Source organism: Arthrobacter rhamnosi, from assembly GCF_054510855.1.
On record NZ_JBTNDT010000003.1, the window covers coordinates 151116 to 164492 of the forward strand.

Here is a 13377-nt window from a genome sequence, read left to right on the forward strand (position 1 = left end):
TCCGGCGCTGCGTAACCGCCGGCGGGCGGGCCGGTCAGGCGGCGGGGCCGTCCTCGCGTCCCGATGCATGGTGACCGGCAGCTGCGGCACGGAGGTCGCCCTCCTCATGCCCGCCCTTCTTCCCGAACGGCAGCGCTGTCATCAGCGGGTGCACGACGGCCAGGACGAGAAGGCCCCAGGCGAGTCCGAGGACGGCCGAGCACAGGGTGTTGACGAGCCAGGCCAGGAAGCCACCCGCCACGGGGATTCCCGCGAAGGGGTGCTCCAGGACATGGACCAGGTCATAGGGCGCGTGCCACCCCAGGTCGTAGGCCCCCTGCAGCATGATGTGACCACCGACCCACAGCATGGCGACGGTCCCGACGAGAGTGATCACCGTCAGCACGGCGGGCATCCCCTTCACGAGCAGCCCGCCGAGTCGCTTGGAGCCCGCGGAGTCCTTGGTGGTCAGGTGCAGGCCGATGTCGTCCATCTTGACGATGAGTGCCACGGCGCCGTAGACGATCACCGTGATCGCGAACGCCACGACGATCAGGATGAGCGCTCGGGCCCACAGGGACTCGTCGGCAACCTCGGTCATCGAGATGACCATGATCTCGCAGGACAGGATGAAGTCGGTGGTGATGGCGCCCTTGGTGACCTTGGCCTCCGCCTCCGGGCCCCGCTCGACTGCCGGCGCCTTCTCGGCCTCCGAGTGACCGCGGAGCTTGTGCCAGACCTTCTCCGCCCCCTCGTAGCAGAGGTACGTCCCGCCCAGCATGAGGATGAACGGGATGACCCCCGGGATGAAAGCGCTGATGAGCAGCAGCGCCGGCAGGATGAAGATCAGCTTGTTCCGGAGCGATCCCCAGAAGATGCGCTTGATCATCGGCAGTTCGCGGGACGGGTCCGCACCGGACACGTACTGCGGTGTCACAGCGGCGTCGTCGATCACCACGCCGGCGGCCTTGGTCCCCGCTTTCGCGGCCCCGGCAGCGACGTCGTCCATGGAGGCGGCCGCTATGCGGGCCAGGGCCGCGACGTCGTCGAGCAGGGCGACGAGACCGCCGCTCACAGTCCGCACCCCTGCCCGAGGGCGCACTGCTGGGGACGGGGACCGCGGTGAGGGAGCATGATCGGCATGTTCGGATTATACGGGGGCAGGGAGCCCGTCCACGGTGCGGTCAGGTCCTGGTCAGCTCCTCGGCGAGCATGACGATGATGCCGCTCGGACCGCGGACATAGGTGAGCTTGTAGACGTCCCCGTAGGTCGCCACGCCGCGCAGCGGGTGACAGCCGTGTCTCGCCGCGATCACGAGGGCCTCGTCGATATCATCGACGGAGAAGGCGACGCGGTGCATGCCGATCTCGTTGGGCCGGGTGGGTTCCGTCTCGATCGCTGCGGGGTGGAGGTACTCGAAGAGCTCGAGTCGACCCTTGCCGTCCGGTGTCTGGAGCAGGGCTATGCGGGCATGGTTGCCATCGAGGCCGACGGCGGTGTCCGCCCATTCTCCGCTGACGGTGTCGCGACCGAGGACGGTGAGCCCGAGGTCGGTGAAGAAGGCGATCGCCGCTTCGAGGTCGCGGACGGCGATGCCTATATTCTCGAGTGTGATGGGCATGCGGCACACGCTACCAAGGAGCGGCACAGCAGGCGATCGCAGGGTCGGGGCGAGGCCACCACGTGGCAGGAGGAGCGGTGCAGGATGGCGTCACCACAGATCTACATCAGCTTCCCAGGGACAGCGCGTGAAGCGCTGGAGTTCTACGCGGAAGTCTTCGGCGGGGAGGTGTCCCTGTTCACCTACCAGGACTTCGCCAGGACGGACGGACCCCCGGGGGCGGTGGCCCATGGCGTGCTCGACGGCGCCGTCGCCCTCGCCGGAGCAGACGCACCACCGGGAGAGGAGACGGTCCGGTGTGAGGGACTGATGCTCTCACTGCTCGGTACTGCCGAACCGTCGGTGCTGCACCAGTGGTTCGACAGGCTGGCCGCCCAGGGAACCGTGGTCGACCCTCTGGCCCCGAAGCCGTGGGGTGCATCCGATGGCCAGGTGATCGATCGCCACGGCCTGCACTGGCTCATCGGATACGAGCCGGACCAGCCGGATCATGAGCCCTCCGACAGCCGCCGGGCGGCGGCCTGACCAGCCACCTGCCCCGGAATGCCGGTCCTGGCTTCCGTCACGGGGCCGAGCGCGTCCCTGAGTCCGTGCTCGACCCCGATGTCGGGACGAACTCCCAGTCGAAGGACCCGTCGCCCCGAAGCGTCAGTCGAAGGTACCCGTGGGTGTCGCTGAACCGTTCCTCGATGTACGACGGACGGCTGGTGAAGGAGCGGAGGCCGATACCTCCCGTGGAGACCTGGAAGGCTGTCATCCCGTCACTGACGCACCGGTCGGCATTGTCCACCGGACATGAGCGTTCGTAGTTGTGCTGCGACCCTGACAGGGTCAGGCGGACCCTGTGCTTCCACATCACGTCGATCCACGGCTTGTGGTCAGCGGCCCGCTCGTGCTGGTCGGTGTTCGAGGTGAAGTACGGTTCGTGGTAGACGACTGCCAGGTGCTTTCCCGCCGCCCGAGCAGCAGCGAGGTCGTTGTCCAGCCACTCGGTCGACTCCCGGGCTTTCGAAGGATCGTACTCCCAGTGCGCGGACGACAGGAACGCGAAGTGCCAGTTCCCGAAGTCCTTCGAGTACGGTTTCCCGTTGCCGATGAACCCACGCTGCTCGTTGATGGCGGCCTTCGCCGTGGACCCCGGGCATTGGCCGTTCATGAAGTTGTCGAGGTCCTCGTTGCGGCCGGGCTGCCAGTCGTGGTTGGGGGCGGACACCCAGTACAACTTGGGCATCGTGCCGCCCCACAGCCGCTTCCAGTAGTCCACGTAGTCGGCGCAGTACGCCGTGTCGTACTGGAAGTCCCCGAGCCCCAGGAATGCGTCGATCTCGTCGTTCTCCACGAGCCGGGTGATCGCCGCACCGTTGCGGCCCGACGGGCTGTCAGGATCATCGGTCCTGGCGCCATTCATGTCACCGACAGCAGCAATCCGAACATCGCCCGGAGGGAGGACGCAACCGCTGACGGAGATCGCCAGGAGCGCCGCGACGGTTGCGGCCGCTGTCCGGAAGGATCCGGGACGAGGACGTGCTGGCTGCATCCATACCCCCTGGAGACAGGGTCACCTCTCGCTGTGAAGGGGCGGTGACCTCTGGTGGTGCGGAACCGGCTCAGCGGCGGTTGCGCTGATGGGCCACGGCCGAAGGATCGGTGAAGCAGGTCCCCCGGTGCTCCGTGCATCCGCTGCGATGATCCTCAACCGTAGGGTCGCTGACCAGGATGCGGCAACACCATGGGAGCGATTCTGGGCGGTTCGAGTAGCAGAGGAGGAACGAACGGGTGGTTGTCGCAGGTACCGGATACCGGTGTCAGGACGTCGCTTCCCCTTCCAGCGCGGATACCACCAGTAAGTGTTCAACCAGGCGGACTAGGTAGTGGACCGCGTAGCATCACAGTGAAGTCGGGTAGGTGTCACTCATGCTGGTGGTGTCGGTTGGCCCGTAGTGTCTGGCCGGGAAGGGGATCGACGATGATTCGTTCGCTCAGGCCAGGAGCAGAACCGATGATGGCACCCGATGACACCGCTCCACCACCGGCATCCTCGCTCTCGGAGCGGCCTCGTTCTGGGAGAACCTGACAGCACATACTGATCGGACCACGAGAAGACCTCATGATCAGCTCATTCAGCGACCGCCGCAGACGCCTGGTGTCTGTGGCGGTCGCTGTCTTGCTCCTCACGGGTTGTTCGACCCTGGACAACGCCAGCACCGGCTTCGACACCCGGATCACACCGACGGCATCACCGACATCAGCACCCGACCCTCGACTCCATCGGCCGGCTCGGCCTCGCCACGGGCGACGAGCGCGCCGGAGCCGGGCGATGCCGGAGTCGAGAGCGCGTCGCATGCCGGGACGCCGTCACCGATCGGTACAAAACGGGCCACGAGTGCGTTGTGGTTCAACGACGGGTCCTGGTGGGGGAACCTGTGGGACACCGCCAATTCCGATTTTCATATCTTCCGGTTCGACACCGCGACGAGCTCATGGGTCGATACCGGTGTGGCGACTGACCCGCGGGCCAGCACACACCATGACGTCCTGTGGGACGGGACCACGCTGAACGTGGCCAGCTACCGGTTCGTCAACGACGGCCTGCCAGCCGAACCGGGCTTCCCGACGACGATGCGCCGCTACAGCTACAACTGGAGCACGAAGACGTACACGCTGCTCAGTTCCACCCGGATCAACAACGAGCGCGTCGAGGCGCTGACCATCGACAAGGACTCCACCGGTCGGGTGTGGGCCACGTGGCAGCAGGGCAGCCGGATCTACCTGAACGTCACCGGCACGGATGGCAGGTATTGGGGGACGCCGTTCGCGCTCCCCGCGTCCTTGAGCAAGGTGTCCGTGGACGACACGTCGGCCGTGATCGCCTTCGACGGGGACAAGATGGGTGTGATGTGGAGCCGGCAGGTCGGCGATGCCACCGACGGCAGGTACTGGAGCTACCACGTCGATGGTGCGCCGGACACCGACTGGACCGATCCCGTGGCGGCGGTGCTGGGGCAGAACAGCGGTGATGACCACATCAACCTGAAGCGGCTGGGCTCCTCGGGCGGCAGGGTCTTCGCCGCCATCAAGACGTCGTACACGTCCGGGTCCCAGCCGCAGATCCAGCTGCTGGCACTGAACGGTACCACCTGGTCCGCGCACACGATCGCGACCGTGGCGGAGTGCCCGAACCGGATGGTCGTCATGATCGACGAGAGCACCCAGATGCTGCGGACCTTCGCGACCTACCCGAAGCCCAGCGGCACGGCGAACGCCGGCGTCTGCTCCACCACGGGGGGTGCGATCTACGAGAAATCCACACCGCTGGACGATATCGATTTCAGCACCGCCACGAGAGTGCCTCGCATCATCGACGCCGACCAGTACGTCCACAACGTCACGTCGACGAAGCAGAACCTCAACAGCGCGGCGCAGGGCACTGCCGGAAGTGGTCTGCTGATGCTCGCCGATGTGAACGCCACCAGCCGGTACTGGAATTACTTCGACCCGAGCAGCGGTGGCGACACGACGGATCCGACGGCGCCCGCGCCGGCGCAACCGGCGTGGCGGTGACGCCGGGTGGCGTACCAGGTCTGTCGGAGGCCAGAGGCTCGAGCGGTACCGGTCCGTCGAGCGTGACGGGCTCGCGTTCCGCGTCATGAGCGGCGAGCCGTCAGACTGTCCTCATGGAGTGGACGCGCGCGAAGGACTGGCTGATAGGTGCTCTCGGGATGGTCCTCGTCCTGGTGACCGCGCTCGGAATCCTCTGGTGGGAGGCGAGCGACCCCGTCGGCGAAGGCCAGGCAGCGCCCGAGGCGTCGCCGACGACGGACCCCCCGCCGGGCAGCGGACCTCCCACCGACCTGCGCGAGGACGAGGTGTGGCTCACCGACCTTGCACTGGATGCCGGGACGGTGGTCACCGGAGACTCGACGCTCCGGGACGTCCGGGCCGTCGGGCAGGACGTGGTCACTGGGCCTGACGGACTGGTTGCTGCACGGCTGGCTGTGGACGCGACCGTGCCGTTCGCGGTCGTTGCCGACGATCTCGGTGAGGGTACCGTGGTCCGTGCCGCCGACAATGGCCAGGCCACGGTGGTCCGCACCGTGGAGGCCCTGGGTCGCGAACTGCGCGTGGTCGCCACCGGCACGGTCGAGGTCCGGGCCGGCAGGATCGTGGTCGAGCCCCGGTCGATCGATGTCGGCGGACCGGACTTCCTCTCGGATGCCGCCGCTGCGGCCGTGCACAGGGTCGTGACCATCGCGCACGACGTCGAGGGCCTGCCCGAGGGGCTCGTGCTCCAGGACGTCACCGTCCAGAGCGACGGGTTCCGTGCCACGCTCCTCGGTGAGGACGTCACGCTCGTCCCGTAGCGCTCCCGGACCTGTCCGCCCGAGCCCGGCCAGGGCCGGCCCGGCGGACCGTCAGCGGTCGCCGAACTCCGCCTCGAGGACGTCGAGCAGCCGTCCCAGTTCGCGCAGTTCGGACCCGGGACTCGGCAACAGCGGCGGGCGCGGATCCCCGGCCGCGATGCCGCAGGCGCGGGCCAGCAGATGCAGCCCGCTGATCTTCCGGAGCCCTGCGACGTGATCCACGAGGGGGGCGAGGACGTGCCGGACGCGGTCGATCTCGGCCCGGTCGCCGGCCACCACGGCGGCCCTCAGCCGGCCGTAATAGGCTGGCAGCAGTGCCGCGGGGCCGCTGTGCCACGCATCCGCCGCGATCTCCCCCGACATCATCAGGACGTCCCCGCTCACCCCGTGGCTGAAGGCACTCCCCGCAACGAGGGCCGCCAGTTCGGCATGGCGCGCATTGAAGGTGGCGGCATCGGGGGCCGTGTCCTTGAACGCCACCACCTCCGGCAGCGCGGACAGTTCGGCGACGACCCGCAGCGAGTAGTCGAACTGCGTGGTGCCCGGGTTGTTGTAGAGGCAGACGGGGAGATCCGTGGCCGCGCACACCGCCCGGACCTGGGCCAGGACCTCGTCATCGGTAAGGGGAACGTAGGACACCGGAGAGAGGACGAGCCCGGCCGCGCCGGCCGCCTGTGCGTCCACCGCGGCGTCGAGCACTTCGCGCGTACCCACCGAGCTGATGCCCACGGCGACCGGGAGCCGCCCGTCCACCGCCTCGATGGCGGTCCGCGCGACGCTGGAGCGCTCCGCCCGGTCGAGGTACGCGAAGCTGCCCGATGAGCCCAGCACGGTGATCGCATCCACGCCCGAGGACGCAAGAGTGGCGACGAATCCCCGCAGGTCCTCGTGGCTGACCCTGCCCTCGGCGTCGAACGGTGTGACGGGATAGGCGATGAGACCGGTGAAATCCATGACAGCCAGCCTAGGCGTTCCCGGACGCGACCCGTGGCCGAGGACCAGGGTGCGGTCAGAACGCGATCAGGGCAGGATGGCCGATCCCACGAAAGGATCGATCGCGAGGGCGAGGAAGAGCACGGTCAGGTAGCTGATGGAGCCGTGGAAGACCTTCATCGCGGCCCTGTTGTTCAGCTCGCCCTGCTGGGCCAGCGAGTACAGCCGATGCGACTCGCGGAGGAACCAGGCGCCGCCGAGGAGCGCTGCCACCGTGTACACCCAACCCGCACCGGCCGGGACCAGCAGGAGGGAGCAGGCCACCATCGCCCAGGCGTAGAGGACGACCTGGATGGACACCACGCGGGCGCCGGCGATCGCGCCGAGCATGGGAACGCTGGCGGCGTTGTAGTCGTCGCTGTACTTCATGGACAGCGGCCAGTAGTGCGGGGGCGTCCACAGGAAGATGATCAGGAACAGGACGACGGCGGGCCACTCGACCGAGTTCGTGACAGCGGCCCAGGCGATGAGGACGGGCATGCAGCCCGCGGCGCCTCCCCACACGATGTTCTGCGACGTACGGCGCTTCAGCACGAGGGTGTAGACCACGACGTAGAGGAAGATCGCCGCGACGCCGAGCATCCCCGTCAACGGATTCGCCCCGAACCACAGGACGGCGATGGCGACGATGCCGAGGATCCAGGAGAAGACGAGGGCCTCCCGCGGAGTCACCTCACCCGTGACGAGTGGACGGTTCTCCGTCCGGTGCATCAGCTTGTCGATGTCGCGGTCTATGTAGCAGTTGAAGGCACCCGCGCTACCGGCGGCCAGTGCTCCCCCGACCATGGTCGCCAGGATCAGCCCGAGGGGCGGGAACCCGCCCTGCGCGAAGATCATCGTGGGAAGGGTGGTCACCAGGAGAAGTTCGATCACGCGAGGCTTCGTCAGAGCGAGGTAGGCCTTCGCTTTGCGGCCGACGCCCTGACGGGCCTGCGGGGAACGTGCCGGAGCAGGAACCTGCTGGGTCTTCACAAGGCAACACTTTCGATTCTTCCGGAGGAAAAGACAATGCCCATCATACCCTTTTACACCGTGTAGAAATCGGAGAGGAATCTGCTGCAGGATCCCCGCTCCGCCGTTCCTCCCCGGCACGACGGCGGCGCCCGGCGGAGCCGCCGGGGCCGGGGGCCCGTCGGCGTACGCCACGGGCCGGTCCTGATCGGCCGCGCGCAACACGGAAATGTGAGTTACGACATTCTTCGACTCCCACGGCCGAACAGAAGCCGGAAGGGATAGTGTGGCTTTGAAAGCCCGCTGCGGAAGCATGCCCGGAACGAAGTGTCCGGGCTGATTGCTGTCTCGCTCGGCGCCGAACTTTGCAGGATTCAATGGTGAACGGCCGGCCTGACCGCATGCCTCGACGCACGCACCCGTCAGCCGCCGTTCCGCACAGAGAGGGGCCCGGAAACGTGCCACAGACGCAACAGCAGGAATTGACCTGGACCGAACTCGACCAGAAGGCGGTCGACACGGTCCGCATCCTGGCCGCGGACGCGGTGGAGAAGGTGGGCAACGGCCACCCTGGAACGGCGATGAGTCTGGCGCCGGCGGCGTACCTGCTGTTCCAGAAGCTGATGCGGCACGATCCGTCGGATCCGGAGTGGACGGGCCGGGACCGTTTCGTCCTCTCCCCCGGGCACACCTCGCTCACCCTCTACATCCAGCTCTACCTGGCCGGCTATGGCCTGGAGCTCGATGACCTGCAGGCGCTGCGCACCTGGGGTTCGCTCACCCCGGGCCACCCCGAGTACCGGCACACCAAGGGCGTCGAGATCACCACGGGCCCGCTGGGCCAGGGCCTGGCGTCGTCGGTCGGCTTCGCGTACGGCCAGCGCCGCCAGCGCGGCATGTTCGACGCCGACGCTCCCGCCGGGACCAGCCCCTTCGACCACACCATCTGGGTCATCGCCTCCGACGGTGACCTCCAGGAAGGCGTGACGGCCGAGGCCTCGTCCCTGGCCGGACACCAGGAGCTCGGCAACCTCGTGGTGATCTACGACGAGAACCACATCTCCATCGAGGACGACACGGACATCTCCTTCACGGAGGACGTCCTCAAGCGCTACGAGGCCTACGGCTGGCACACCCAGCGCGTGGACTGGACCAAGACCGGCGAGTACGTCGAGGACGTCGAGGAGCTCTACTCGGCCCTCGTCGCCGCGAAGAACGAGACCTCGAAGCCCTCGATCGTCTCGCTGCGCACGATCATCGGCTACCCGGCGCCGAACAAGCAGAACACCGGCAAGATCCACGGCTCGGCCCTGGGCAAGGACGAGGTCGCCGGCCTGAAGGAAGCCCTGGGCTTCGACCCGGAGAAGCACTTCGAGGTCGACCCGGAGGTCCTGGAGCACGCACGCGGCATCGTGCAGCGCGGCGCAGAAGCCCACAGCACCTGGCAGGAGGGCTTCGACGCCTGGAAGGCCGGACACGCCGAGGAGGCCGCCCTGCTGGAGCGCATCCAGGCGCGCACGCTGCCCGAGGGCTGGGAATCGGCCCTGCCGGTGTTCGAGGCGGGCAAGGACATGTCCACACGCGCCGCGTCCGGCAAGGTCCTCACGGCCATCGGCCCCGTGCTCCCCGAACTGTGGGGCGGCAGCGCCGACCTCGCGGAGTCGAACAACACGACCATCGAGGGATCGCCGTCGTTCATCCCGCCGAGCCGCCAGACCAAGGCGTGGTCGGGCAACGAGTACGGGCGCGTCCTGCACTTCGGTATCCGCGAGCACGCTGCCGCGGCCATCGTCAACGGCATCGTGATGCACAGCAGCACCCGCGCGTTCTCGGGCACGTTCCTGATCTTCAGCGACTACCAGCGCCCGGCCGTGCGCCTCGGCGCCCTCATGGGCGTTCCCGCGATCTACGTCTGGACGCACGACTCGATCGGCCTCGGCGAGGACGGTCCCACGCACCAGCCGGTCGAGCAGCTCTCCTCGCTGCGGGCCATCCCCGGACTCGACGTCGTCCGCCCGGGCGACGCGAACGAGGTCGCCGTCGCCTGGCGCACGATCCTCGAGAACACCGAGAACCCCGCCGGCATCGTGCTGACGCGCCAGAACATCCCGACGTACGAGCGGGGCGAGGGTGCGGCCGAGGGCGACACCTTCGGTTCGGTCGAGGGCGTCGCGAAGGGCGGCTACGTCCTCGCCGAGGCGAAGAACGGCACGCCCGACGTCATCCTGATCGGCACCGGGTCCGAGGTCCAGCTCGCGGTGGAAGCCCGCGAGGCCCTCGAGGCCGAGGGCATCGCGGCGCGCGTCGTGTCGATGCCGTGCCTGGAGTGGTTCAACGCCCAGGACGCGTCCTACCGCGACAGCGTCCTGCCGCGCACCGTCCGCGCCCGCGTGTCGGTCGAGGCAGGCGTATCGCAGAGCTGGCACGGGATCGTCGGCGACGCCGGCCGCAGCGTGTCCCTGGAGCACTTCGGTGCGTCCGCCGACTACAAGACCCTCTACCGCGAATTCGGCATCACGACCGATGCCGTAGTCGCCGCTGCGAAGGACTCCCTCCAGGCCGTCGCGTCCGATCCCCTGGCGTCCAACGGCACAGCGGCGATGCCCTCCGGTCACCGCGCCACCGAGACCGGCGACCACCAGTAGTTCCGTACCCTCCGTCAGAATCCAGCACACATTCCGCGGAAGCGGACAAGGAGTACATCATGTCAACACCCACAGCTGACCTCTCGGCCGCCGGCGTATCGATCTGGCTCGACGACCTCTCGAGGGAGCGCATCAACTCCGGTGCCTTCAAGCACCTCATCGAGGACCTCAACGTCGTGGGCGTCACGACCAACCCCAGCATCTTCGCCGCGGCGCTGAAGAAGGGCGAGTCCTACGCCTCGCAGGTCGGCGCACTGGCAGAAGCCGGCGCCGACGTCGACCAGGCCGTCTTCGACATCACCACCCACGACGTCGCGCAGGCCTGCGACATCTTCGCCGAGGAGGCCAAGCGCACCAACGGTGCCGACGGCCGCGTCTCCATCGAGGTCGACCCGCGCCTGTCCCGCGACACGCAGGGCACGGTCGCCGAGGCCAAGCGCCTGCACGCGAAGGTCCAGCGCACCAACGTCCTGATCAAGATCCCGGCGACCGTCGAAGGCCTGGAGGCCATCTCCTCGACACTGGCCGAGGGCATCAGCGTCAACGTCACGCTGATCTTCTCGCTCGAGCGCTACCGTGCCGTCATTAATGCCTACCTCACGGGCCTCGAGCAGGCCAGGGAGAAGGGCCACGACCTGTCCAAGATCACCTCGGTCGCCTCGTTCTTCGTCTCCCGCGTCGACGCCGAGATCGACGCACGACTGGACACCATCGGAACGGACGAGGCCACGGCGCTCAAGGGCAAGGCCGGCCTGGCCAACGCCCGGCTCGCCTACCAGATCTTCGAGGAGCAGTTCTCCACGGAGCGCTGGCAGGTCCTCGAGGCCGCGGGCGCGAACAAGCAGCGCCCCCTGTGGGCGTCGACCGGTGTCAAGGACCCGAACCTGCCCGACACCCTGTACGTCACCGGCCTCGTCGCGCCGAACGTCGTGAACACCATGCCCGAGAAGACCCTCGAGGCCACGGCCGACCACGGCGTCATCGAGGGTGACACCGTGACGGGCACCTACGACGAGTCCAACGAGATCCTCAACAGGCTCGACGCGATCGGCGTCTCCTACGACGAGGTCGTCGAGAAGCTCGAGACCGAGGGCCTCGACAAGTTCGTCACCAGCTGGTCCGAACTGCTCGAGACCGTCCAGACCGCACTCGACGCAGCGAAGGGCTGACACCCATGGGCGCATTCGCTCTCACCGCATCCGGCGCGGCCCTTGCCGCCGTCGAGTCGGCGGTTCCCGCACTCGTGAAGGACCGCTTCGCCTCCCGCCTGCTGGCGAAGGACGCCACGCTGTGGGGCGCCGACGCCGAGGCGGAGGCCTCGATCCGCCTCGGCTGGATCGACCTGTTCGAAGGCTCGCGCGCCCTCCTGCCGGAGATCGCCGGGCTCCGGGCGGACCTCCACGCGGAAGGCGTCGACCGGATCGTGCTCTGCGGCATGGGCGGTTCGTCGCTCGCGCCGGAAGTGATCACGAAGGAAGCGGGCGTGCCGCTCGTCGTCCTGGATGCCACCGATCCCGACCAGGTGCGCGCGGCCCTCGAGGAGGACCTGCAGCGCACGGCCATCGTCGTGTCGTCGAAGTCCGGCTCCACCGTGGAGACGGACTCGCAGCGCCGCCTGTTCGAGCAGGCGTTCACGGACGCCGGCATCGATGCCGCTTCGCGCATCATCATCGTGACCGATCCGGGCTCCCCGCTTGACGAGGCATCGAGGAAGGCCGGGTACCGCAAGGTCTTCAACGCCAACCCCGAGGTCGGTGGCCGGTACTCGGCGCTGACGGCGTTCGGGCTCGTCCCATCGGGCCTCGCCGGTGCGGACATCGGGACGCTCCTCGATGATGCCGAGGACAGCGCCGAATTCCTCGGCGACGACGACTCCGGCAACGTCGGCCTCCAGCTCGGCGCCGTCCTCGGCGGGACCACCCCGCTCCGCGACAAGATCGTCTTCGCCGACGCCGGTTCCGGCCTCCCCGGCTTCGCCGACTGGGCGGAACAGCTCATCGCGGAGTCCACGGGCAAGCTCGGTACCGGCCTGCTGCCGGTCGTCGCCTCGACGGGCGCTCCCGAGCTCGCCGACGTGGCCGACGACGTCCTGCCCGTGCTCCTCGCCCCGTTCGACGAGGCGCCGAGCGACGAGCTGACCGAGGGCACGCGCGTGACGGTCAGCGGAAGCCTGGGCAGCCAGCTGTTCGTCTGGGAATACGCGGTCGCCGTCGCGGGACGCCTGCTCGGCATCAACCCGTTCGACCAGCCCGACGTCGAGGCCGCCAAGAAGGCGGCCCGCGGCCTGCTGGACGCGCAGCCGGAGCCGGTTCCCGCCGCCTTCGTCGACGGTGCCGTGGAGGTGCGCGGAGACGCGCAGCTCCTCGGTTCCTCGAGCACGGTTGCCGAGGCCCTCGAAGCCCTCCTCGCCACCCTGCCCGCGAACGGCTACCTCTCTGTGCAGGCCTACCTCGACCGCCACCGTCAGGCGGCCCTTGAGGAGATCCGTTCGCCGCTGGCCGCTGCGACGGGCCGTCCGGTCACGTTCGGCTGGGGTCCGCGCTTCCTCCACTCCACCGGCCAGTACCACAAGGGCGGCTCGCCCATAGGCTCGTACCTGCAGCTGACCGGGGCGACCAGCGCCGACCTGGCCATCCCGGACCGGCCCTTCACCTTCGGGGAGCTCATCTCCGCGCAGGCTGCAGGGGACGCCCAGGTCCTGGCCGACCATGGACGCCCTGTCCTCCGCCTGCACCTCACGGACCGCGCAGCGGGTGTCGAGCAGCTGCGCAACGTCATCTCCTCCCTTGCCGTGTCCGGCCGGGGACCCCACGGGAACGGGTGAGC

The 13377-nt window shown here is 68.3% G+C and carries 12 protein-coding genes; 6 read left to right on the forward strand and 6 right to left on the reverse strand.

Going from position 1 to position 13377, the window contains the following annotated elements:
• Positions 1-34: 34 nt before the first annotated feature.
• The gene (locus ACX80I_RS07395; protein ID WP_459344476.1) at positions 35-1054 is read right to left on the reverse strand and encodes a DUF808 domain-containing protein; all 1020 of its coding nucleotides are present in this window, start codon (positions 1052-1054) and stop codon (positions 35-37) included.
• A gap of 109 nt (positions 1055-1163) precedes the next feature.
• Positions 1164-1601 (reverse strand): VOC family protein, encoded by a 438-nt coding sequence (locus tag ACX80I_RS07400; RefSeq protein WP_459344477.1) that lies wholly within the window; start codon positions 1599-1601, stop codon positions 1164-1166.
• Positions 1602-1685: 84 nt separating this feature from the next.
• On the opposite strand from ACX80I_RS07400, the gene ACX80I_RS07405 reads away from it, so the two are divergent.
• Entirely contained in the window at positions 1686-2126 is a 441-nt protein-coding gene (locus ACX80I_RS07405) for a VOC family protein (RefSeq protein ID WP_459344478.1), read from the forward strand.
• Between the two features lie 37 nt (positions 2127-2163).
• On the opposite strand, the gene ACX80I_RS07410 is transcribed toward ACX80I_RS07405, so the two are convergent.
• Both ACX80I_RS07410 and ACX80I_RS07415 read right to left on the reverse strand, forming a co-directional pair.
• Complete coding sequence (locus tag ACX80I_RS07410) at positions 2164-3009, reverse strand: metallophosphoesterase family protein (protein WP_459344479.1); 846 nt, start codon at positions 3007-3009, stop codon at positions 2164-2166.
• An 814-nt stretch (positions 3010-3823) separates the two neighbouring features.
• Positions 3824-4000: a hypothetical protein gene (locus ACX80I_RS07415; protein WP_459344480.1), complete on the reverse strand. Its 177-nt coding sequence runs from the start codon at positions 3998-4000 to the stop codon at positions 3824-3826.
• A gap of 97 nt (positions 4001-4097) precedes the next feature.
• Here ACX80I_RS07415 and ACX80I_RS07420 point away from each other — a divergent pair, with 97 nt between their 5' ends.
• Positions 4098-5162, forward strand: a complete 1065-nt coding sequence (locus ACX80I_RS07420) for a hypothetical protein (RefSeq protein WP_459344481.1) — start codon at positions 4098-4100, stop codon at positions 5160-5162.
• A gap of 113 nt (positions 5163-5275) precedes the next feature.
• Entirely contained in the window at positions 5276-5962 is a 687-nt protein-coding gene (locus ACX80I_RS07425) for an LmeA family phospholipid-binding protein (protein ID WP_459344482.1), read from the forward strand.
• A 51-nt stretch (positions 5963-6013) separates the two neighbouring features.
• On the opposite strand, the gene ACX80I_RS07430 is transcribed toward ACX80I_RS07425, so the two are convergent.
• Positions 6014-6916 carry a dihydrodipicolinate synthase family protein gene (locus ACX80I_RS07430; RefSeq protein ID WP_459344483.1) on the reverse strand — a complete coding sequence of 301 codons (903 nt, stop codon included), beginning with the start codon at positions 6914-6916 and terminating at the stop codon, positions 6014-6016.
• A gap of 66 nt (positions 6917-6982) precedes the next feature.
• Entirely contained in the window at positions 6983-7927 is a 945-nt protein-coding gene (locus ACX80I_RS07435; RefSeq protein ID WP_459344484.1) for a heme o synthase, read from the reverse strand.
• 437 nt (positions 7928-8364) lie between these two features.
• Here ACX80I_RS07435 and tkt point away from each other — a divergent pair, with 437 nt between their 5' ends.
• The 3 genes from tkt to ACX80I_RS07450 are packed head-to-tail and all read left to right on the forward strand — an operon-like array spanning position 8365 to position 13375.
• Entirely contained in the window at positions 8365-10551 is a 2187-nt protein-coding gene (gene tkt, locus ACX80I_RS07440) for a transketolase (protein ID WP_459344485.1), read from the forward strand.
• 59 nt (positions 10552-10610) lie between these two features.
• Complete coding sequence (gene tal / locus ACX80I_RS07445; RefSeq protein WP_459344486.1) at positions 10611-11720, forward strand: transaldolase; 1110 nt, start codon at positions 10611-10613, stop codon at positions 11718-11720.
• A gap of 5 nt (positions 11721-11725) precedes the next feature.
• A complete protein-coding gene (locus ACX80I_RS07450; protein ID WP_459344487.1) occupies positions 11726-13375 on the forward strand; it encodes a phosphoglucose isomerase-related protein in 1650 nt (549 codons plus the stop codon).
• Positions 13376-13377 lie beyond the last annotated feature (2 nt).